The organism is Streptomyces sp. NPDC102490 (assembly GCF_044765285.1).
Classification (GTDB): Bacteria; Actinomycetota; Actinomycetes; order Streptomycetales; family Streptomycetaceae; genus Streptomyces.
Map to the genome: position 1 here is coordinate 163,761 of NZ_JBIWJU010000004.1, position 21,723 is coordinate 185,483.

The 21,723-nt window shown below is 70.8% G+C and carries 18 protein-coding genes and 1 pseudogene; 7 read left to right on the forward strand and 12 right to left on the reverse strand.

Features of this window, described 5'->3' with window-relative positions; all coding sequences use genetic code 11:
* Positions 1-38 precede the first annotated feature (38 nt).
* Both ACIRGB_RS09995 and ACIRGB_RS10000 read right to left on the reverse strand, forming a co-directional pair.
* Complete coding sequence (locus ACIRGB_RS09995) at positions 39-974, reverse strand: ROK family protein (RefSeq protein ID WP_403861036.1); 936 nt, start codon at positions 972-974, stop codon at positions 39-41.
* Positions 971-2,689: a class I mannose-6-phosphate isomerase gene (locus ACIRGB_RS10000; RefSeq protein WP_403861039.1), complete on the reverse strand. Its 1,719-nt coding sequence runs from the start codon at positions 2,687-2,689 to the stop codon at positions 971-973. The genes ACIRGB_RS09995 and ACIRGB_RS10000 overlap by 4 nt, the downstream gene beginning before the upstream one ends.
* Before the next feature lie 291 nt (positions 2,690-2,980).
* On the opposite strand from ACIRGB_RS10000, the gene ACIRGB_RS10005 reads away from it, so the two are divergent.
* Genes ACIRGB_RS10005 through ACIRGB_RS10025 form a run of 5 tightly spaced genes read left to right on the forward strand, consistent with a single transcriptional unit; the run spans position 2,981 to position 10,532 of the window.
* Positions 2,981-4,294 (forward strand): ABC transporter substrate-binding protein, encoded by a 1,314-nt coding sequence (locus ACIRGB_RS10005; protein ID WP_403861042.1) that lies wholly within the window; start codon positions 2,981-2,983, stop codon positions 4,292-4,294.
* Positions 4,291-5,250: a carbohydrate ABC transporter permease gene (locus tag ACIRGB_RS10010; protein WP_403861045.1), complete on the forward strand. Its 960-nt coding sequence runs from the start codon at positions 4,291-4,293 to the stop codon at positions 5,248-5,250. Before ACIRGB_RS10005 ends, ACIRGB_RS10010 begins: the two co-directional genes overlap by 4 nt.
* Positions 5,251-5,252: 2 nt before the next feature.
* Entirely contained in the window at positions 5,253-6,068 is an 816-nt protein-coding gene (locus tag ACIRGB_RS10015; protein ID WP_403861048.1) for a carbohydrate ABC transporter permease, read from the forward strand.
* A 47-nt stretch (positions 6,069-6,115) separates the two neighbouring features.
* Positions 6,116-7,321 (forward strand): glycoside hydrolase family 76 protein, encoded by a 1,206-nt coding sequence (locus ACIRGB_RS10020; RefSeq protein ID WP_403861051.1) that lies wholly within the window; start codon positions 6,116-6,118, stop codon positions 7,319-7,321.
* 52 nt (positions 7,322-7,373) lie between these two features.
* The gene (locus ACIRGB_RS10025) at positions 7,374-10,532 is read left to right on the forward strand and encodes a glycoside hydrolase family 38 C-terminal domain-containing protein (protein WP_403861054.1); all 3,159 of its coding nucleotides are present in this window, start codon (positions 7,374-7,376) and stop codon (positions 10,530-10,532) included.
* A 1,321-nt stretch (positions 10,533-11,853) separates the two neighbouring features.
* Here the strand turns inward: ACIRGB_RS10025 and ACIRGB_RS10030 are convergent.
* The 8 genes from ACIRGB_RS10030 to ACIRGB_RS10065 all read right to left on the reverse strand — a co-directional run bounded on the left by ACIRGB_RS10030 (position 11,854) and on the right by ACIRGB_RS10065 (position 18,928).
* Positions 11,854-12,648: a MerR family transcriptional regulator gene (locus ACIRGB_RS10030; RefSeq protein WP_403861057.1), complete on the reverse strand. Its 795-nt coding sequence runs from the start codon at positions 12,646-12,648 to the stop codon at positions 11,854-11,856.
* A 15-nt stretch (positions 12,649-12,663) separates the two neighbouring features.
* Positions 12,664-13,425 carry an ABC transporter permease gene (locus ACIRGB_RS10035; protein WP_403861060.1) on the reverse strand — a complete coding sequence of 254 codons (762 nt, stop codon included), beginning with the start codon at positions 13,423-13,425 and terminating at the stop codon, positions 12,664-12,666.
* A 10-nt stretch (positions 13,426-13,435) separates the two neighbouring features.
* Positions 13,436-14,335, reverse strand: coding sequence for an ABC transporter ATP-binding protein (locus ACIRGB_RS10040; protein WP_403861063.1), 900 nt, complete (start codon positions 14,333-14,335; stop codon positions 13,436-13,438).
* Between the two features lie 236 nt (positions 14,336-14,571).
* On the reverse strand, positions 14,572-16,332 hold the full coding sequence (locus ACIRGB_RS10045) for a lysyl oxidase family protein (protein ID WP_403861066.1): 1,761 nt from the start codon (positions 16,330-16,332) through the stop codon (positions 14,572-14,574).
* Between the two features lie 319 nt (positions 16,333-16,651).
* Entirely contained in the window at positions 16,652-17,161 is a 510-nt protein-coding gene (locus tag ACIRGB_RS10050; RefSeq protein WP_403861069.1) for a 2'-5' RNA ligase family protein, read from the reverse strand.
* An 86-nt stretch (positions 17,162-17,247) separates the two neighbouring features.
* Positions 17,248-17,742 carry a GNAT family N-acetyltransferase gene (locus ACIRGB_RS10055; RefSeq protein WP_403861072.1) on the reverse strand — a complete coding sequence of 165 codons (495 nt, stop codon included), beginning with the start codon at positions 17,740-17,742 and terminating at the stop codon, positions 17,248-17,250.
* Positions 17,743-17,990: 248 nt separating this feature from the next.
* Entirely contained in the window at positions 17,991-18,407 is a 417-nt protein-coding gene (locus ACIRGB_RS10060) for a hypothetical protein (protein ID WP_403861075.1), read from the reverse strand.
* A gap of 218 nt (positions 18,408-18,625) precedes the next feature.
* A complete protein-coding gene (locus tag ACIRGB_RS10065; protein WP_403861078.1) occupies positions 18,626-18,928 on the reverse strand; it encodes a hypothetical protein in 303 nt (100 codons plus the stop codon).
* A 252-nt stretch (positions 18,929-19,180) separates the two neighbouring features.
* Here ACIRGB_RS10065 and ACIRGB_RS10070 point away from each other — a divergent pair.
* Both ACIRGB_RS10070 and ACIRGB_RS10075 read left to right on the forward strand, forming a co-directional pair.
* A pseudogene (locus ACIRGB_RS10070) lies at positions 19,181-19,435 on the forward strand (VOC family protein); the annotation flags it as partial.
* Positions 19,436-19,630: 195 nt separating this feature from the next.
* Positions 19,631-19,969 carry a hypothetical protein gene (locus ACIRGB_RS10075; RefSeq protein ID WP_403861081.1) on the forward strand — a complete coding sequence of 113 codons (339 nt, stop codon included), beginning with the start codon at positions 19,631-19,633 and terminating at the stop codon, positions 19,967-19,969.
* Here ACIRGB_RS10075 and ACIRGB_RS10080 read toward each other — a convergent pair.
* The gene (locus ACIRGB_RS10080; protein WP_403861084.1) at positions 19,953-20,951 is read right to left on the reverse strand and encodes an amidohydrolase family protein; all 999 of its coding nucleotides are present in this window, start codon (positions 20,949-20,951) and stop codon (positions 19,953-19,955) included. The genes ACIRGB_RS10075 and ACIRGB_RS10080 overlap by 17 nt on opposite strands.
* Positions 20,948-21,700: an SDR family NAD(P)-dependent oxidoreductase gene (locus ACIRGB_RS10085; RefSeq protein WP_403861087.1), complete on the reverse strand. Its 753-nt coding sequence runs from the start codon at positions 21,698-21,700 to the stop codon at positions 20,948-20,950. Before ACIRGB_RS10085 ends, ACIRGB_RS10080 begins: the two co-directional genes overlap by 4 nt.
* Between the last annotated feature and the right edge of the window lie 23 nt (positions 21,701-21,723).

Sequence of the window (21,723 nt, forward strand, 5' to 3'; positions counted from 1 at the left end):
GCCCCTTCCTCTGCCTTCCTGCACCGGTGCCCCCGCCCTCATGACGCGTCCGGCGCGCCCTGTGCCCAGCGGGCGGCCCCGAGCAGGGGGGCCTCCTCGGGCTGCCGGGCCGGCAGGACGGGTACGTCCGGTCGGTCGGCCGACGTCCACCCTGTGGTGAGCGCGGGGTGGATCAGGTCCCACGACCGGGCCATGGAGCCACCGACGACCACCGCGGTGGCCGCGAAGCGGTCGATCCATGGAGCCAGGGCCTGGCCGAGTGCGTCGAAAGCGTAGCGGAAGGCTTCCTGTGCGGCGGCGTCGCCCTTCCTGGCGCGCGCGGCCATGTCACGGACGTCGGGGAGGTGCTGGTCCCCCGTCACGGTGGTGAGGCGGGCGTAGTGCGCGCGGATGGCGCGACGCGAGACCGTGTCCTCCAGTGGCCGGCCGTGCACCGTCAGGCGGTACGCGTGTCCGCCGGGCGGGACGAGGGGGCCCGTGTGGACAGGGCGGCCGCCGGACAGGAACGAGGAGCCCACACCCGTGCCCAGCGTCAGGCAGATGACCCGGTCGTGCCCCGCGGCGGCACCGGAACCGTACTCGCCGACGGCGAACGCGTCGGCGTCGTTGAGGAAGCACAGCCGCTCGCACCGGTCGGCCAGCCGCTCGCGCAGGCCCGCCCCCACGTCGACGCCGTTCAGGGATTCGAACTTGTCGACGCCGGCGAAGCGGCCGACGCCGGTGGCGTAGTCGAAGGGGCCGGGCATCGCCACACCCCAGCGCGGGTCGTGCCCGCCGGGCAGCGCCAGGGCGGCCCGGGCGATGGCGTCGAGGAGGGCGCCGGCCTCCGCGTGCGACCTCAGCGGCCTGCGGATCACCGGGGAGGGCACGGGGCGGGGCGCGGTGGGGTCGACGAGGGCCGCGGTGACGTGCGTACCGCCGATGTCGAGCACCGGGACCGGCGGCGGGGCCTGCCCCGTGGGGGCCGCGGTCACGGTTCGACCACCAGTGCCTTGACGATCCGCACCTCGTCGCCGCCCAGGGCGCGGACGCGGTACGGGCCGACCGCGGCGGGGACCGTGAGGGTCTCCGCGAAGGCCAGGGTGTGGGTGCGGCCGTCGTGGGTTTCGATGACGGCGCCTTCGCCGGCGGCCACGTTGAGGATGTGGAAGCGTCCGGCGGTGTCCTCGGGCAGGGCGCAGCCCTGTGCCACCACGAGGCGGTGCACCGCGTAGAACATCTCGGGCAGTGCGCCGATGACCTCCTCGCGCCAGCCCTCGCCGGAGCGCAGCGTACGCGGCTGCTGGACGAGGTCCTTCGTGACGTCCTCGCCGCGCCGGGCCGTGTCCAGGTTGGCGAAGCCGTGCTCGTAGGGCAGGGGCCGGGAGGCACCGGCGGCGTCCTTGCGCAGCCAGTCGTAGAGCCGCAGGGAGTACAGGTAGGGGGTCGCGCTCACTTCCAGCACCAGGTTGCCCGCGCCGGACGCGTGCGGTGTGCCGGCCGGAATCATGAACAGCTGGCCCACCGTCGCGGGGTGCGACTGGATGTGCTGCTCGACGGGCATCGGGGTGCCGTTGGCTATCGAGTCCTCCACCTGGTGCCGCATGACGTCGAGGTCCGCCTCCCCGGTGAGGCCGAGCAACACCCGGGCGCCGTCCTCGCTCGCGGTGACGTAGTACGTCTCGTGCTGGGTGTAGGGCCAGCCGAACACCTCCCGCATGTACCGCTCCCGCGGGTGGAGGTGCAGGGACAGGTTGCCGCCGCCCATCGTGTCCAGGTAGTCGAAGCGGATCGGGAAGGAGGCGCCGAAGGCGCGGTGCACGTCCACACCGAGCATGTCCTCGGGGTGGGCGACGCAGAGCAGTTGGAAGGGGACTTCGACCTGGGCCGCGCCCTTGTCCCCGATGACGACCCCCGCTTCGGGCGCGATCAGCTCGTAGCCCAGGGCGGTGTTGCCCGCCTGCGGGGTGAAGCCGAGTTCGCTCGCCGCCCACCGGCCGCCCCACGGGGTGGAGTTGAAGTACGGACGGGTGCGCACCGGGCCGCGGGCCAGGTGTGCCAGTGTGCTGCGCAGTGCGGCACCGTCCAGTGCGGCCGGGCCGGCCGCGTCCTGGACGTCGATCCATCGGTCGATCCGTCCCGCGATCGCGTCGCGGTGCCGGTCCTGCACGGGCCAGTCGGTGTAGAACAGGCGCACCAGGTCGCCGGGCGCGGCGGAGCGCCCCAGGTTGACCCCGACCGGCAGCTCGCCCTTCGACACGGCCGCCTCGGCGTACCGCTTCGGCAGGTCCGCGTACCACAGCAGATCGGGACCGCACAGCGACGCGCCCGGCCCGTACACCAGCACCACTCCGTCCCCCACGGGCCGCTCGGGCCGCGGAGGGGCGTCGAACAGGTCCGCGACCCGCGCCTGGGACAGCGGGGTGAAGAACGGGTCGTCGGCGGGGACGGGCAGGGCCGCGATCCGCTCGTCGGCCGCCTCTGCGTAGTGGTCGCGCACGTCGATCAGGTCGATGTCGCGCCCCGCGGCACGTACGGCTCCCGCGAGGCCGTCGGCCAGCGCGGTCCAGTCGAGGGCCGCGGGGCCGTCGACGGCCAGGACGAGCGGGCCCGGCGGAAGGTCCGCGGCCAGGGCCGGCCAGCCGGTGGTCACCGTGCCGTCGACCGGCTGGTAGCTGGGGAGGGGGTCGTACGAACGAGACGCGGGCACAGCTGCTCCTTACTCGGCTCCACTTGCGTTAACGATAACAGTGCTTGGCTGGAGGTGTCCACGGCCGATCCGACACCTGATGACGACGCAGCCATGCGTGTGACCTGCACATTCATTCCCCATCTCTCTTAAGGGAGATTCTTTTCCCTTCGAAGTCTTGCTACCGGCGGAATGGTGTCGTTAACCTCCACGCAACACGCACCGGGGCTGCTCCGGGGTCTCTCCGACGCCGCACACGTCCTGTGATTCACATCCGGCCATGCAGATGGCCCGATTTCGTGAAGGTGATCAATGTCAGCATCGGGCAGGACCAGCAGTGCGGCCGCGCCGCTCGCTCGGCGCCGCTTCCTCACCGGGGCGGCCGCCGGCGCGGCCGCTCTGGCGGCCGGGGGCTGCGCACGGGGAGCCAGCACGTCCGCGCAGCCGGGGACCACGAGCATTTCCAACGACAACGCCACCTGGGACGACGGCTACCGGGCGGCCGGCCGCGAACTGAAGAAGATCACCGGGTACACGCTCAGGCCGCTGTCGAACCCGTCGGTCACCTCGTACCAGCAGGTCGTGCAGATGACCCTCCAGACCTCGAAGTCCTCGGACCTCGTCAAGTGGGCGTCCGGCTACCAGCTCAAGCGCCTGGCGCGCGCCGGCGGGCTCACCGACCTGACGCGGGTCTGGAAGGGGTACGCGGCCAAGGGCTGGGTGCGCGGCACGTCGCGGGAGTCCGTCTCCTACCGGGGCAAGGTGTTCGGGGTCCCGCTGTACGAGTCGTACTACGTGCTCTTCTACAGCAAGCCGGTGTTCGGGAAGCTGGGCCTGTCCGCCCCGGGCAGTTGGGACGAGCTGCTGCACTGCGCCGAAGTCCTCAAGCGCAACAGGATCACGCCGTTCCTCGCCAGCCAGGTGGGTGGCTGGCCGGCGATCGAGTGGTTCCAGGAACTGGTCAGCAAGGTCGACCCCGGCTTCTACCAGCGGCTGGTCGCCGGGGAAGCCTCCTACACGGACGACCGGGCCCGCCGGGCCATGGACATCTGGCACGACTTCATGCGCAAGGGCTGGATGACCCCTCCCGACTTCGACCAGGCGCGCGGCCCCGGCGCGCTGAAGGAGGGCACGGTGGGCATGTTCCTGCACGGCACCTGGCAGGCGTCGGGCATGTCGGCGGTTGGGATGGAACCCGGCACCGACTACGGCGCCTTCATTCTGCCGACGGTGCGTCCCGCCACCCCGAAGAGCGTGATCGCCGAGTCGGGCGTCTTCGTGGTGCCCAGCCGCGCCTCGTCCCACGAGGCGGCGATGGCGAACGTCGGTGCCTGGCTCGACCCGTCGGTCCAGCGGGTGTGGAGCGACTTCCTCCAGGACAGCTCCGCCAACCCGAAGGTGCGCGCCGGCAATCCGGTGGTGGCGGGGCTCCAGCGGGACGTGGCCCGCAACCGCCGTACCGCGCTGGTCCGTTACTGGGAGGCCAGCCCGCCCAGCCTCATCCAGGGCAACACCAACGACCTCGGCGGCTTCATGGCCGGACAGACCTCACCGGCCACCACCCTGCGCCGGATGCAGGAGCGCGCACACGACGAATGGGCGGCCTGGAAGCGAGACGAAGCATGAGCACCTCAGTGACCGACCGACGCCCGCCGACCCCGGCCGGCGGACCGGGAGCGCCCCGGCGCACCATGCGGCGTCCCCCCTTGAGGCAGAAGTGGGCCACCGCGCGTGAACGTGTGACGGCGGGCGGGTTCATGGCTCCGGCCGTCCTCCTCGTCACGCTGTTCCTGCTGGCCCCCTTCGTCTGGACCGTCTACCGCAGCTTCTTCAGCGACACGCGGACCTCGCCGTTCAGCTGGTTCGACAACTACTCGCTGTTCGCGTCCGACCCGGCCCTGTCCCGCTCCATCCAGAACACCCTGATGTGGGTGGTCGGCACGGTCGCGCTGCCGTTCGTGCTGGGACTCGCGATCGCCTGCATGACCAACGCCGGCCGCTTCTCACGCCTGGCGCGGCTGTGCGTCGTACTGCCCTACGCGCTCTCGGGTTCCGCGGTGGCGGTGGTGTGGAACTTCATGCTCACCACCGACGGCGCCGTCAACCAGGTCCTGACCGGCATGGGGCTCGACTCGCTGGCCCAGGGCTGGCTGCTGACCTGGCCGGGCAACACCGTCGTGATGATCCTCGCCAACGCCTGGCAGGCCACCGGCGTGGCCGTCATCCTCTTCCTGGTCGGGCTGCAATCCATCCCGCCCGAGACCCTGGAGGCCGGTGCCCTGGACGGCGCGAGCGGCTGGCAGCAGTTCCGCCACATCGTGCTGCCCCAGCTCCGCCCGGTGTCGATCATCGTGATCGGCATGAGCCTGGTCAACGGCCTCAAGTCCTTCGACCTGATCTGGGTGCTCACCCAGGGCGGACCCGGGCGGGCCACCGAGACGCTCGCCGTGTCCATGTACAACGAGACCTTCCTCGAACTGCGGCCCGGCGCGGGAGCGGCGATCGCGGTCGTCCTCACCGTGATCGTGCTGGCCGCCTCCTGGCTCTACCTGCGCCGCCAGCTCGACGTGAAAGGCGTGTGACGATGTCCCTCGGCCGAGTTCTGCGCAACGCCGTCATCGCGGTACTGGCCCTGCTGTGGCTGGTGCCCACCTGGCTTCTCGTCGTCAACGCGCTGGTGCCCGCGGAGAGTTACTCGGGCAGTCCGCACTGGCTGCCCCAGGACTTCGGACTGTTCGGCAACATGTCCCAGGCCTGGGACAAGGCCAACCTGGGCCCGGCGCTCGGCAACAGCCTGCTGTACTCGGTGGTCAGCGCCGCGGCCGCCGCGGTGATCGCCGGCTTCGCCGCCTTCGCCACGATCATCATGCCCGTCAAACGGCAGGCGCTGTGGTTCTGGGTGATCTACTCCGGCACCCTGCTGCCCCTCCAGGTCTTCATCAGGCCGCTGTTCCTGTCCTACGCCCACACCTCGCTCTACGACACCCAGACCGGTCTGGTGCTGATCTACACGGCGATCGCGGTCCCGTTCGCGTTCTTCGTCATGCGCAACTACTCCCTGACGCTGCCGCGGGAGGTCGTGGAAGCCGCCCGCATGGACGGTGCGTCGTGGTGGCGGGTGTTCTGGCAGATCCACGTTCCGCTGACCCGCTCCGCCATGATCGCCGTGTTCGTGTTCCAGTTCGTGGCCGTCTGGAACGACCTGATGTTCGGCATCACCATGGTCACGAGCCGCAACATCCGCCCCGTCATGGCCGCGCTCGCCGACCTCCAGGGCAACTACTCCAACGTCGGGCCGCCCATCGTCCTGGCCGGCGCCCTCCTGGTGTCGCTGCCGACCGTGGTGCTGTTCTTCTCCGCCCAGCGCTTCTTCGTCAGCAGCCTCAAGATCCACCGCTGAGCCCGCACGCCTGCTCCTCCCCCGTCATCGTCGCGAAGGGAACCCCCATGCTGCGCTCGCTGCTCACCCGCGCCACCGCCCCCGTCGTCTGCGCCGGCCTGCTGTGGACCGCCGCCCCCGCACACGCCCAGAGCCCCGAACACACCCGCCCGGTCTCCTCCGGAACCTGGGCCGACCGTGCCACCGGCAGCTACCGCGCCCTGCAACGGAACCTGTACGAGGGCCCCGGCAGCCACGGGCTGTACCGGGAGCACACACCCCGGCAGGCCACCGACCCGGAGCACTCCTACCTGTGGCCGTTCCGCGAGGCCGCCCAGGCGGCCGTCGACATGCAGCGACTGCCGCGCACCGGGGACGCCTACCGCCAGGACGCGACCGAGCGGTTCGACACGGCCGAGCTGTACCACACCGGCGGCGAGCGTCCGGGCTACCAGTCGTACCTGCCCGCCCCCCTGGGCACGGGCGGCGACGTGTACTACGACGACAACGCCGTGGTCGCCCTCAGCCAGCTCGACCAGTACGAGGAAACCGGCGACGCACGCTACCTGCGGCGGGCCGAGCAGGTCGTGCCCGTCGTCTCCCGGGCCTGGGACGGCGACCCCACCAAGACCTGCCCGGGCGGCATGGACTGGTACGACGCGCCCGGCAACACCATCCGTGCCACCAACGTCACCGCCCTGTCGGCCCAGCTCGCCGCCCGGCTCTACGAGCACACCCGCGACCGCGCCTACCTCGACCGGGCCGAGCAGTGGTACGGCTGGGTGTACGCGTGCATGCGCACGGCACCCGGCCTGTACGTCAACGACCGCGGCGACGACGGCAGCACCAACGAGACGCTGTGGACCTACAACTCGGGCGCCATGATCGGCACCGCCACGGCGCTCTACCGCGGCACCGGTGACGCCCGGTACCTGAGGAAGGCGGTGGAGGACGCCCGCGGCTCCCTGGCGTACTGGACCGGGGGCACCCGCCTGCACGACCAGCCGGCCGTCTTCAACGCCTTCTACTTCAAGGACCTGCTCGACCTGGACGCCGTCCGCCCGGACCCCGCCTATCTGAAGGCCATGAGCACGTACGCGGACAGCACCTACCGGTCCAACCGGGACACCTCCACCGGCCTGTTCCGCTTCCAGCCCTCCAACGGCGGCGACTACGACCCCGCCGCACCGGCCGCGACCCTCAACCAGTCGGCCATGGTCCAAATCTTCGCCACCCTCGCCGACGCCACCCACCGGGACCACCGGACTTCCTGACGCGGCGGACCGCGCCCCCCGCTCCCCACGACGCAAAGGACCTTCACGCACCATGCCCAAGCCACCGCTGACCCGGCCGTCCTGGTGGGACTCCGACCTCGCGCGCGACCTCCTGAAGGAGCGCGTGGCCACCACCGTCGGCCTCGGCGGCCTCCAGGTGCGGCTGTCGGGGGAGCCGCTGCTGCGCCACGACGGGACGGGCGGACTGTTGCAGTCCGTCCGGCTCGGGGTGCGCCGTCCCGGCGGCGCACACCCGCGGCAGCGCGTCACCCGGGCCCGTGTCACCACCGTCGGGGGCACCCCCGTCCACTGCGAGACCATGCCCGGGCCGGGAGACGACACCCGTCTCCTGGTCCCGGAAGTGGACGCGCCCACCCCCCTGCTGATCGAACTTCCGGAACTCGAAGAGGGAACCCAGGTCGCCTTCGAGGTCCGGCCGCAGCGCCACTGGACGCTCCACCTGGTGCAGCACTCCCACCTGGACATCGGCTACACCGACCCGCAGGGCCGGGTGATGGCCGAGAGCCGCGCCTACCTGGACTCGCTCCTCGAACTGTGCCGCGACACCGACGACTGGCCGGAGCCGGCCCGGTTCCGCTGGGCCGTCGAGGGATTTCACTCCTTCCAGGACTGGCAGGCCAACCGGCCCCGCCGCCAGGTGGAGAGCTTCCTGGATCGGGTGCGCGAGGGACGCGTCGAGCTGACGGCCATGCCGTTCAACCTGCACACCGAGACCTGCTCCACCGACGAACTGCACGAACTGCTGCGCCCCGTGACCGCGTTGCGCGACCGGCACGGCGTCGACATCACCACCGCCATGCAGACGGACGTGCCCGGCCAGGTGGTGGGCCTGCCCGACGTCCTCACGGACAACGGCATCCGCTACCTGTCCGTGGCGCACAACTGGGCCGGCCGCGCCGTGCCCCACCTCGTCGGCGGGGAACACCTGCCCCGCCTGTTCCGCTGGCAGGCGCCGAGCGGCAACAGCGTCCTGGTCTGGCGGACGGACACGCCGCACGGCCTGGCCTACATGGAGGGCTCGATCCTCGGCTTCGACGAGTCGTACGACCACGTCGACGACCTACTGCCCGCCTACCTGGGCGCCCTGGCCAGCTTCCCCTACCCCCACCAGGGGCGCGGGATCCCCGGCTTCCCCGCCCTCGACCTGCCCGGCACCGCCGACCCCTACCCGTGGGACGTGCTGCACCTGCGGGTGCTCGGCAAGTTCGCGGACAACGGCCCGCCGCGCCGCATCATCTCCGACACCGTGCGCCGCTGGAACGAGCAGTGGGCCTACCCGCGGCTGCGCGCGTCACGCAACCAGGACTTCTTCGAGGACGCCGAGAAGCGCGTCGGAGACCGCCTGGAGACCTACCGCGGCGACTGGAGCGACTGGTGGGTCGACGGCGTCGGCGCGGGCGCCGTACCGCTGGCGGCCACCCGGCGCGGGCAGGCGGCCCTCGCCGAGGCGCAGACCGTGGCCGGGTACGCGCACCTGATGGGCGTACCCGGCAGCACGACCGTCGCCTCGGCCGCACCGGACGTCTACCGGTCCGCGTCCCTGTTCAACGAGCACACCTGGGGCGCGGGCGACCCCTGGACCCACGGCGACCACGGCCACGGGTCCGGCGAGAAGCAGTGGCACTGGAAGTACTCCCAGGCCATGCGCGCCCACGACGACGCCGAGACGCTCCTGGACGCCGCGTCCGCCCTGCTCGGGGAGGCCCTCGCCCCGTCCGACACCGCGGCGGCGTCCTTCTACGTCGTGAACACGTGCAGCTGGCCGCGCACCGAGACCGCACGCCTCTTCCTGCCGGAGAGCACGGTCGCGCTCGGCGACGCGGTGCGCGTTCTCGACGGGCGCACCGGCGAGCCGCTGCCCTTGGCGGAGGAGGCGCAGAGCAACGAACGCCACCGGGCGGCCGGGCGGTTCCTGCACGTCCCGGTCGCGGACGTACCGGCCTGCGGCGCCGTGCGGCTGGACGTCGTCACCGGCGCGGACTCCCCCGCACCGGCCGCCGGGACGCACCCGCCCGCCGACGCCACCGTCCTGGAGAACGACCACCTGCGCGTGACGGTCGACCTGCGCGAGGCGTGCATCGCGTCCGTCGTCGACAAGGCGAGCGGACGCGAGCTGGTCCGCCAGGACGCCGTCGTCGGCTTCAACGGCTACGTCTACGACGAGTACGCCACGGCCGGCGCGTTCAACCACCAGTCCAGCAAGACCGTGGCCGACGACTCGATGCACCTGCTCGCCTCCCGCAGCACCGCGCCGCCCGCCGCCCTCGTCGACCGCACCACGGACGCCACCGGGCAGACCCTGGTCTACGAATGCGCCCCGGCCGGCACCCGTCGGCTCCGGGTGCGCGTGCACCTGCCGCACCACGCGGCCCGCCTCGACATCGAGAACCGTATCGACAAGAACGCGACCCTCACCAAGGAGAGTGCCTTCTTCGCCTTCCCCTTCGCCCTCGACGACCCCGCCGTGCACACGGAGTCCACGGGCGGTGTCCTGGGCACCGACCGCGAGACCGTGCCGGGCTCCGCGGCACACATGCGCGCCGTCCGGCGCTGGATCAGCCTGAGCGACGGCACCCGCCACGCGGCACTGGCGACGGCCGACGCCCCGCTCGTCCAGCTCGGCGGGATCGCGATCCCCTACGTCCCCTACCCCCAGTCGCTGCCGCAGGCGGAGCCGGCCACCGTCTTCTCCTGGGTGCACAACAACATCTGGGACACCAACTTCCCCGCCCAGCAGGCCTTCGACCACGTCTTCCGCTACAGCGTCGGCTTCGCCACGACCGCGGAGCACGACACGGCGCGGGCCGACGAACTCGCCGTACGCGTCGCCGCTGTCACCGGCCACCCCCTCGTGCCGGTACGCGCCCGCGCCGACGCCGGTGCCGCGTCCCCGGCGCTGGTGCGATTCCTGGACCTGGACGATCCCCGGGTCCGGCTCGTCGGGGTGACGGTGCCCGACAGCGGCAGGCTCCTGGTGCGGCTCCAGTCCCTGGCCGACGTCCCCGTCACCTGTCGCCTGCGCACGCCCTTCGCCGTCGACCGCGCCGTCCGCAGCACCTACCTGGGCCTGCCCCTGCGGGACATCGGCCCGGAGCCGGACGGAGCGATACCGGTCGACGTACCGGTGCTGGGAACGGCGGCCGTGGTCCTCGATCTGCACAGCGACCGGACCTCGTCCAGGAGAGCCTGATAGTCCTCCCCATAAGCGGCCACCGCCGCGTACACGGCGTCGAGGGCCGCCTGGAGCGGGTCGGTTGCCGCCGCGCCGAGGAGTGCGGGGAGCGCCATGTGGGGCTGGGACATGCGCAGGCCGGGGTCCGGTTCGCCGACCGTGATCCGCAGGCTGTGTCCCGCGCCCTCATGGGCCCGCGATGCCGGTGCGGCGGAAGGACGCGCGGGCTCCACGCCGGCCGCGGCAGGCCCCACGATGCGGTGGGCCGGGGCGGGGCGAGCTGTCGGCGGTCGCTCGTCGTGACGGGCGGATGATTGAAAGGGCGGCCGCTTGGGTGGGACGGCCCGACCGACGGTCCGCTGCGGCACCCGCGGATCGGTTGCCAGGGCCTGCCACGCCCGGTCCGCGTCGTCCAGAGGCGGTGGCAGTGGGCGGCCCCCGGCCAGGGCGGCGAGTCCCGCGCGGACCCAGTCGAGCTGGTCGAGCCCGGCGGCCTCACAAGCCCGGCGTGCGGCCAGCCGGGCTACCGCACGCTGCGTGTCCGCCCCGGCGACGTCGATGGCGTGAACGAGAGCCGGGTCGAAGGAGAGCAGACCGCGCACGTTGCCGCCGACGGCGCGCAGGGCCCGGCTCGGCAACTGCCCGCCCCACTCCCACCGTTCGCAGTCCAGTCGGTGCTGCTCAGCGGCTCGCTCCTGCGCGAGGCGGGCCCGTCGCTCCGCCTCGGCACGTTCCGCCGGTGACGGCGGGGCCGGTTGCTCACGGGCGTAGCCTTGGCAGTACGCGGCGATCGCCGAGGTCTGCTTCAGGATCCGGTCCGGCGCGGGTTCCGCCGGCCAGAACTGGAGGAGGTAGCAGTCCATTTGCGGTTGCCCGTCCATCCGGGTGTCCTGCCGGTGCGCCTCGTCCATCCCCCGGGCGCAGTACCGCACCCGGTAGTCGATCTCTCGCAGACCGAGTTCCCGTGCGGCTTCACCCGCCCATTCGACGAGGGCGGCTCCGGCCGACGCAGGACGGAAGGAGACCTCCACGACGTCCTCCCACACCGGGTCCAGGGGCGGGGCGTGGTCGTGCACTTCGACAGTGAAGCCGACGTTTCCGGTGTGCAACCCGGTCCGCAGCCACAGCGCACCGGGTACCGCAGCTCCGCACAGCCCGGAACTCTGGCCGCCGAACGCCTCGGCCAGATCGGGACCGACGGCGTCCGGATCGCTCTCGACGTAGATCTGGCTGTAGTGAACATGAACTTCGCCCCCCACCGGCCTCTGCACCCTCTACCCCCACGTCACCGGAAACCCCCTGCACCGCCACACTATGCCGAGGCACCGCTGTCCGGTCGTCAAGGCGGCGGCGACTCGGTGGGCAGCCTGTCGGCAGGCACTCGCTCGATGCGGGTCCAGCCCTTCCAGCCCCGCTGCTCCAGAATCGCCAACAGCCGTGCGGCATTCGGTGAGGACTGGACCATGGTGGTGTCCAGCAGGTCGACGAACTGATCGTCGACGCCGTCGTCTGCACCCGCCTCGCCGGCCCCCACCGCCCGAATCATCAGGCGCTCCATGATGTCGGCGACCTCCACGATCCGCGGGTCGTCGGCCGGCCAGTCGAGAGCCCCGCTGAGAAGGCCGTAGAGCTTCACCATGTCCGGGTCGTCCAGCTCCTCGTGCTTCTTGGCGATCAGGGAGTCGATCAAGTGCGGCACCTGGGCTGCGATCAGGATCCAGGCGTCCCGCTCCAGCTCGATGTACGACTCCTCGACGCCGAGACCGCGCAGCCGGTCGAGGTAGGCCACCACGCTCTGCGGGAGCGCCAGGTGCTCTCCGGCGGCGAGCCGGGCGAGCCGTCTGCGGGTCTCCCCCAGCCGTCGGATTTCGGCGCGCAGACTCTTGTCGATCTCCTGAATGCCTCCGGCGAACTCCTCCGGGCCCGCGTCGAGTAGCTCCTGCACCCGGGCCAGCGGTACGCCGGCGTCTGCCAGCGTACGGATCCGGATCAGTCGCACGACCGCAGCAGCGTCGTAGGTCCGGTAACCGGACGGGTCGCGTTCGGGCTCCGGCAGCAGCCCGATCTTGTGATAGTGGCGTACCGCCCGTACTGTCACCCCGGCGTACGCCGCAAGCTGGCTGATGGTGAGCATGGCTGTCAGACTGCCTCAGGCGATCTTCCGGCGATAGGCGGCCATCGCGGAGACGTACGCCACGACGAGGATGCCGGCGCACCAGGCGAGGGCGGTCCAGATGTCGTCGCCGACCGGCCGTTGCGCGAACAGGTCCCGGATCGTGTTGACGATCGATGTCACCGGCTGGTGTTCGGCGAACCAACGCACCGGGCCCGGCATGGTCTGCGTGGGCACGAACGCCGAGCTGAGGAACGGCAGGAAGATCAGCGGATAGGCGAAGGCGCCCGCCCCCTCCACCGACGTCGCGGAGAGCCCGGGGATGACGGCGATCCAGGTCAGGGCCAGAGTGAACAGGAACAGGATGCCTGCGACCGCCAGCCACGCTCGCACTCCTGCCCCCGTGCGGAAGCCCATGAGCAGAGCGACGCCCGTGACGATCACGAGCGAGACCAGGTTGGCTGCCAGAGAGGTGAAGACGTGTGCCCAGAGCACACCCGACCGGGCGATCGGCATGGACTGGAACCGCTCGAAGATCCCGCTCCTCATGTCGGTGAAGAGCCGGTACGCGGTGTAGGAGATGCCCGACGCGATCGTGATGAGCAGGATGCCGGGCAGCATGTAGTTCACGTACGGACCCGAGCCGGTGTCGATCGCGCCGCCGAACACGTAGACGAACATCAGCATCATGGCGACCGGCGTGATGACGGTCGTGATGACGGTGTCCACGCTGCGTGTGACATGACGCAGGGTCCGTCCCGTGAGCACGGCGGCGTCTGTGAAGAAGTACGTGGTCATCCTCGTCCCCCTAGCGGTTCGTGCCGGTGGCGCGGCTCTTGTCGCCGCTGCCGGTGATCGCGAGGAAGATCTCCTCCAGCGTCGGCTGCCTCTCGACGTACTCGACCGTGGCGGGCGGGAAGAGCTGCTTGAGCTCGTCGAGGGTGCCGTTCGCGATGATCCGGCCCTGGTGGAGGATCGCGATCCGGTCGGCGAGCTGTTCGGCCTCATCGAGGTACTGCGTGGTGAGCAGTACCGTCGTCCCGTGCCCGGCGAGTTCCTTCACCGCCCGCCACACCGCGATGCGCGCCTCGGGGTCCAGCCCGGTCGTCGGCTCGTCCAGGAAGATCACCGGCGGATTCCCGACGAGGCTCATCGCGATGTCCAGCCGGCGGCGCATCCCACCGGAATACGTGGACACCTTGCGCGTGCCCGCGTCGGCCAGTGAGAAGCGACCGAGCAGGTCATCCGCGATCGCGCCGGGATCCTTGAGGTGGAGCAGTCTGGCGACGAGTACGAGGTTCTCCCGGCCGCTGAGGATCTCGTCGACGGCCGCGAACTGTCCGGTAAGGCTGATGGCCTCCCGGACCTTCGCCGGTTGAGTGCCGACGTCGTATCCGTTGACGCCGGCCGTCCCCGCGTCGGGCTTCAGGAGCGTGGCGAGGATCCTCACGGCCGTTGTCTTGCCCGACCCGTTCGAGCCGAGCAGGGCGAAGATGCTGCCGCGCGCCACGTCGAAGTCCACGCCACGCAACACCTCCAACGTCCCGTACGACTTCTCAAGACCCTGCACGCGAATCGCCGGATGGGCGATCGACTGGGTCGTCATGGTCGCCATCATGATCATCTGCCTCCTTCGCAAAGCTGCTCCACCGCGGTTGCGAGGAAGCCCTGCCGGAAGGATGAAGGGTTGCCCCAGCGTCAAGGTCAAGCCCGCTCCGACCACAGCACCCTGATCCCCGGTGCTGATCGACCCGCGCGCGCTGTCCGGTCATCGACCAGCCTCTGGCCCGGTTCAGGGACCAGCAGGAGCGGAGTGCGGGTCGGCGGCCCCGGGTTCGCGTACGGAGAATTCCACCGCTCGCTCGGTGACGCAGAGGAGCCGACGGCCACCGTGGGCGGCCGTCGGCTCTTCGGTGCGGGGCGCTGATGCCCCCGGGGGTCAGGTCAGTTCGCGTTCACCAGATCGTGCGCCGGTACGGTCACGGTCCTCGCGTCCGGCTTGCCGCCGAGCACGATCTTCCGCAGCGCGCTGTTGTTGGTGAGGCTGGTCTCCTTGAGCCGCTTCTCGGGGTTGGCCAGCACCTGGATGTAGTACGTGCCGTTGGGAACGTCCGTGATGTCGAAGGACTGGCCCGGCAGGTCCTGCGAGTACGTGTCGCCGGAGCCGACGTCGAGCACCTCACGCACGGAGATGGAGTTCTCCTCCCCGCAGGCGGTGGCCAGGTCGGTGTTGTACGGGTGCCAGTTGGCGTTCTTCACCGTGTAGTCGATCGCGTCGGTGTTGGCCAGGCAGAAGGCCTCCTTGCCGCTGCGCACGGCCTCCTTCTTGTCCGCCTTCAGCAGCCGGTAGCTGGCGAAGTCGGTGAAGTGCCAGTGCACGTGTCCCGGACGCGGGTCCCATTCCATGGTGCCGGTCGGGGTGTAGCCGACCTGCTTGCCCTTGGCGTCGTAGAAGTACTGGTAGGCGTCCATCTTGGCCTTGCCCGGCGACCGGAAGCCGTCCACCACCAGTTGGGCCGGACCGGCGTTCCACACGTTGGCGCTGAAGGCCAGGTAGTCCTTGCCGGGGATGTCCTTCTCCCCGTCGGTGACGACGATGCCGTAGGCCGGCAGCGAGCGCAGGTCGGGCTTGGGGACGTCCGGGACGGCGGGCTTGCCCGCGGGTCGCTTCGCCAGCGGCTGGAGTGCCGGAGCCTTGCGCGAGCCGTCGGTCTGGCCTCCCTTGTCGCCGACCGCCATGGAGCGCGCGGCCTGCTGCTTCTTCAGCGCCCACGGCAGGGCGGGCGGCGCCGCCTTGAGCGGTCCGTGGCCCACGTTGTACGAGGGGCTCGCCCCGCTGGTGACCGGCGCCGCGGCCTGGGCGGGTGTCGGTGCGTGACCCGGCCCGTGGCCCGCGTGCGCGGCCGGGGCCTGGTGGTCGGCTCCATGGCCGGCGTGCTCGCCCGCCGTCGCGGAACGGGGCGCGGCCGACTGGGCGGTGACGCCCTCGTTGTCCTCGTAACTCCGCTCCACCACGGTCATCTTGACGGTGGCGGGCTTGTTCGCGATGCCGAACAGGTCACGGTACTTCTTGGCGACGCCGACCTTGGCCGTGTAGGTCCCGGCCGCCAGTGCGACGGGCTCGGTGTAGGAACCCGCGTAGGTGTTGGCGGCCCAGCCCTTCTCGACGCCCCACACCGAACCGAGCGTGAACGGGTTGGTGGGGCAGCTCTCCGGATACTTGGAGGTGGCGGGCGCGTCGGGGCGTACCCGGCCGCTGGCGTTGTTCGGGCAGAAGTCCTCGGTCCGGCTGAGGACCTTCTTGCCCGACTTGTCGGTGATGGTGATCTCCGCGAAGCCGGGCAGCCCCGAGAAGTCCTTCACCGTGCCCTTGGGCAGGACCTTGGCCTTGGTCTTGCCGCCCTCGTACACGGTCTGGGTGATGGTCACCGGGTCCTTGTAGGACTTCCGGGTCACCTTCAGCTCCAGCGGCCTGCCCTCCGCGGTGAGGTAGGTGCCGAGGTCGAGGTAGACGCCCGGATCCTCCTTCCAGGAGGTGAGCGTCAGTGAGTTGGTCGCGGCGATGAGGCTCAGCTTGGGCCCGGTCGCCGCCTCCGCCGACTCCGCGGTGGCGGCCACGAGTCCGGCGGTCACGGCCATGGCGGCGACGGCCGTGGTGCCTGCGAGCAGTGGACGCCGCAGCCGGGTGGTGCGCGTTCTGGTCATCAATCCCTCGTCCTTCAAGTACTGGGGGGTGCGGTGGGAAGGAAGCAGGCGGGCACGTTGCTGTGCCCGCGCTGTGAGAGGGAGCGGCCGGACGCTCGGTTGTTCAGAAGGTGGGAAAATCGTGGGAGGTTGGCCGGATCGCTGCGCTGTGGACGAAATCAGGCTGAAGTCTGAGATACGGGCCGTCTGACGGCGGGTGGTGGGGTATACGGGCCGCCGCGCGACGCCGGGTGATCGGCACGGAGGACTTGCGTGGTTCCTGGCTGGGCAAGTTGCGCGGCTCGGTGTCGGGTCGGCGATGCCTCCGGGGCTCGGGAAGTCAGCGGCTGAGCGGCAGTTCGGCGAGGCCCTGCCAACCCGTGTGGGTGAGGCCGACCACGTGCACGCTGTTGACCTCCGTGGTGATCGGCAGGGCGGTGGCGGTACGGCGGGCGATCTCGGCGGCGGCCTGCGGGGCCGCGTCCAGAGCGACGGTGACGTGCACCGGCGGACGGGGGCCGAACCGGCCGCCGTAAGGGACCTGCGCCGGAAATGCGGTGCGGACAGCGTCGGCCATCCGGCTCAGTTCGGGCACCGGGACACCGACGAACCCGCCGGTTCGTTCCACCGTGGCCAACCTGACGGTGACCGGGCCGGCCGGCAGGGCGGCGCGCAGCCGGTGCAGCTCCGCCGCTTCGACCTGGTTGGCGGGCAACCAGGGATGGAGCAGCGCCGCGTGTGCGGGAATGCCCGGTCGCACCGCCATCTCGTCCACCTCGGCGGCCGACCGCAACAGCGGCTCGGCGTCCGGCAACAGCGCCAGCACCGCCGTCATTCCCGTCCGGGCCATGGGCTTCCTCTCCCCGCGCCTCGTCGTCCCCCGGCCGAACCGACCCTACGGCGTCGGGACGATCCCGGCGGAGACGAGATCAAGGTCTATGGCTGAAGGTCGCGTTGGTACCAGGTGCCTGACGTGCCGCCGAGGTCGGCCGGTGCGGCGGGGCCAACCGGGACGAACCCGGCCTTGGTCAGGACTTTCCGGGACGCGGCGTTGTCGTGGGAGGTGGCCGCCCGCAGTGTGCGCAGGCCGTGTGTCGCCGGCGCCGTCCGGCACAACTCCCGGACCGCCGCGGTCGCCACGCCACGGCCGGCGACCTGCTCGGCGACCCGGTAGCCGAGTCTGGCGGTGCCGTCCTCCACGTCGTACAGGTTGAACCTGCCGAGCACCGAGCCGTCCTCGGCGACGAGCACGTAGAAGGCGCAGACACCGTCGTCCTGCTCGGCCAGCGACGCCTCGTACCGTTCGGCGAACCGGTCGAAGAAGTCGTCGCCCCGGTCGGGGATCGACGTGGCGAAGTAGGCGCGGTTCGCCACCTCGAAGGCCAAGACCGCCGGCGCGTGGTCGGCATGCAACCGCTTCAGCTCGGGCATTGCCCGACTCTACTCCGGTCGCGCGCTGGTCCTCATGGGGTGCGATCGGCCCACCCATGTACGCCGGCATCTAGAGGGCGGACTCAGATATCACGGCTGGAAGCCCTCGGCTCATGAGCCCGTCGCCCGTGGAGGACGAACGCCGCGCGTTCCCGTGCGCAGTTCGGCCCGCCCAGGCCTCGTGAACAGGCCGGGGCGGGCCGACCGGCGGCCGTCCGTAGCGGAGTCGTCCGCGGTCCGCATTCCGCTCAGAACTGGGGGACCAGCTTGGAGCCCCAAAGGACTTCGCCACTGGACCCCACCCTCGGCTCGCTGCTGAGCCGCACCGTCACCCAGTCGGGGTTGTCGGGGTCCAGTGTCGTCTCGTGGTAGTACTCGTCGTCGCGCGGCTCCAGACAATCCCGCCACGTGTACCACCCGGCGCCGATCCGGAAGTCCTCCCGGTACGCGCTCCCGAGGACCTGGTACCAGTGGTAGTCGCCGGTCGCCAGCTGGATACGGCGTTCGAAGCAGGCCTCCGGCAGGCCCTCGTCGGGATGGGCCACCAGGTACTGGGTCCTGGTGTTGTAAGCGGTGTCGGCCGCTGCCGCCGGGCCCGCCGCGGCGAGGACGGACAGGCCGACCGAGGCCGCCAAGCAGACCAGGATGCGTGCGATTCGCGTCACGATGGTTTCCTTTCGCTCCGACAGCCGGGTGTCCCGCCACAGGACACGGGCGGAGTCCGCGCCGCCCCCGAGGCCGATCACTCCCGGCCGTCGCCTACAGAGGGGGCCCTGCGCCAGCCGCTGTTCCGGCAGGCGTCGGCCACACATCGAGTGCAGCACCCGCGCGAATTGTTCAGCACGTGCCCGGTGAACATGAACAAACCCGGGCCGCGCCCGTCTCACCCCCGTGGCGGCGCCGTCAGACAGGGCACAGGCCGGGCGAAGTCCTTACCGGGACGCCCCATCCACCCGGGGCGAGCCTGCGGTGGGTAGAGATCGATGAGCGGCAGCCCGTCAGGACGCAGCAGGCGCGTCGGGTCGCCCCGCAGCCACTCCCAGGAGCCCCACCAGTTCGCGCCCACGTCCATCACCATCACGGCGCCCGCCAGCCGGACGCCCTCCGCACGTACACGGCCCATCCGTACGGCGACCAGCGGATCGAGGATCACGAGGCAGATGAAGGACACCTGCGCGTAGACCATGGGTAAAACGCTGATGCAGCACCGTATCTGCCGTCATCCGCATTCGTTCGCCGGATAAGCAACACCCCCGACTGGACCGGACCATACAGCTCAAGAGTTGCGCGGAGTTGTTCACTGCGGCGGAACCGGCTGCTGAACAACTGCGACGTTGGTGCAATTAAGGGGACAGGCCATTGAAACACCCTTGAATGAGACAGAGGCATGCACTCTCACGCTCTGTTGATAGTCCTGGCTGTTGTGATCGTTGCCGCAGCACTGCTGTTCGACACGAAGCCGATCGCGTTCGCGGTCCGCGACATCGCGCCCGGCACCGACCTCGCCTCCGTTGCCCAGCCCGGCATCGGCGCCGCGATCTGGCTCCACGCCACCGGCGTCCAGGAGATCCACGACGCCCTCGTCGCCGACGGCCACACCATCGTCTCCGCACCGATCGACGGCCCCTTCGGCCGGACCTTCACCTTCGCCGACCCCGACGGCTACCACGTCACCCTCCACGACCGCGCCTGACGATCCGCACGCCGCTGGGGATGATCAGGGGCCACGTCACTTGTCCGGCAGACGCAGTGGCCGCAACGGTAGTGAACAGCGCGAGCGGCTGCGCTGGCTGGAACAGCTCCGCGCGGCCGCGGCTCCGACTCGATACGATCCCGCGGTCCTCCCACCCAGCGTTCCAGGGCAGCTATCGCTTTCCCAGTCCGTCGGATGCTGTCCATCGACGTCTGCCGACGCATTCTGCAACGGCCACTCGTCGGCTATACCGACGTCGTCGAACACACTGCGGCATTCGCCGCGGACACCGGCATCGGCAAACCGATGCAGCGCAAGCCGCACGAGATGCTGCGCCTGGCGCTCGCCGTGCGCGACGCGGACGGCGACGACCTCGTCGATGAGCTGGTGCTGGACGACATTCCCAACTACGGCCGGTCCGTCCGGGCGATCCTGCTGCGGGCGGAGATGCTCAGGCCCCTGCCAGCGCCGCGCGAACCCGAGCGCCCACAGCGGTCTCGGACGTCACGCGGCGCGCCTACCCGGTCAGAGTGAACACCCGTTCCGCCGTCCGATGGGCGATCGCCGTGCGCTGGTCGCCGGTCAGCGGGGTGTTCTGCAGGAAGTCCACGGCCGCCTTCGGGTCCTCGTAGGGGTAGTCGATCGCGAACATGACGCGGTCCTCGCCAACTGCGCGCAGGGCCAGGCCCAGGACGTCCGGGTCGTCGATGCCGCTTGTGGTCAGTACGAAGTTGCGGCGGACGTACTCGCTCGGGGTCAGTGACAGCCGTGGCATCGGCGTCGCCGCGCCGGCCGTCGCGGCGGCGAACGCGTGCCGGTTGTCGACGCGCCGCAGCCAGTACGGAATACCCTCGCCGAGATGGCCGAGTATGACGGTCAGCCCTGGATAACGGTCCAGCGTGCCGCTGAGGATGAGCCGCATGGCGTGGAGGCCGGCCTCGGCCTGGTAGCCCCAGATCGCCCCGAGCAGCCCGTAGGGCCGGTAGGCGTCGAGCATGCTCGGCACCCGGGGGTGCAGATAGACCGGTGCCGCGCTCGCCTCGGCCGCCGCCAGCAGCGGGCCGAATCGCGGTTCGTCCAGATAGTGCCCGCCGGTGTGGGAGTTGATCATGATGCCGTTGAGGCCGAGCGTGCCCATGGCCCGTTCGATCTCGGTGGCCGACGCCTCCGGGGCCTGCGGAGTCACCGTGGCCAGTCCGCCGAACCGGGCCGGGTGCCGACGTACGATCGCGGCGAGTGCGTCGTTGAACTCCCGGGCCAGCGGCACCGCGTCGGCCGCCGGGTACGCCTGCACCCCGGGCGGGTTCAGGCTCAGCACCGCCATGTCCTGACCAAGCGCGTCCATCTCCCGCAGCCGGACGGCGAGATCGGTGAGCCGGGCGCGGAACGCCGGGTCGCTTTCCATGGTGCGCATGCCGTTCATCTCGGCCTGGTCACTCGGCGCGACGTCCAGCCCGTGCGCGACGCGCAGGAACGCCTCGGTGGCCATGTGCTCCTCGACCGCTACGACCCTCATGCCCGCCGCCCACCGTCGACTGACAGCGCGACGCCTGTGATGTAGGACGCGGCGTCCGAGCAGAGCCAGACCGCGGCGGCCGCCGCCTCTTCCGAGGTGGCCATCCGGCCGAGCGGGGTCATCGCCGACTGCATCGCGATCATGTCGGTACCCTCCGCCACCCGCTCGAAGCCGGGGGTGCGGGTCGGGCCGGGGCAGACGGCGTTGACGCGGATGCCCTGCGGCGCGTAGTCCACGGCGGCGACCTTGCTGAGGCCGACGACGCCGTGTTTGGCTGCCACGTAGGCGGGGGCGGTCGGGATCGCATACAGGCCTCCGTTGGAGGCGACGTTGACGATCGCGCCGCCGCCTCGGCTGTGAAGCTCGGGCAGTTCGTACTTCATGCAGAGAAAGGTCCCCGTCAGGTTGACGCGGACCACGTGCTCGAACTCCTCCGCGGTCATCTGGTCGAGAGTGCGGTGGTGCGAGTCCAGGCCGGCGTTGTTCACGGCGAAGTCGAGGCCGCCGTATGTCTCGACCGTACGCTCGACGGCCCCGCGTACCGCGTCCTCGTCGGCGATGTCGACGGGGAGGGCCTGGGCCTGTCCGCCGTCCTTCCTGATCAGTTCGGTGGTCTCGGCGGCAGTGGCCTCGTCGATGTCGGTGACCGTGACGGCGGCGCCCTGCCGGGCCAGTTCGATCGCCGTCGCCCGGCCGATGCCGCTTCCGGCGCCCGTGACGAGTCCTGCTTTTCCTGCGAACGCGCTCATGATGACCTTTCGGTGCGGTTGCC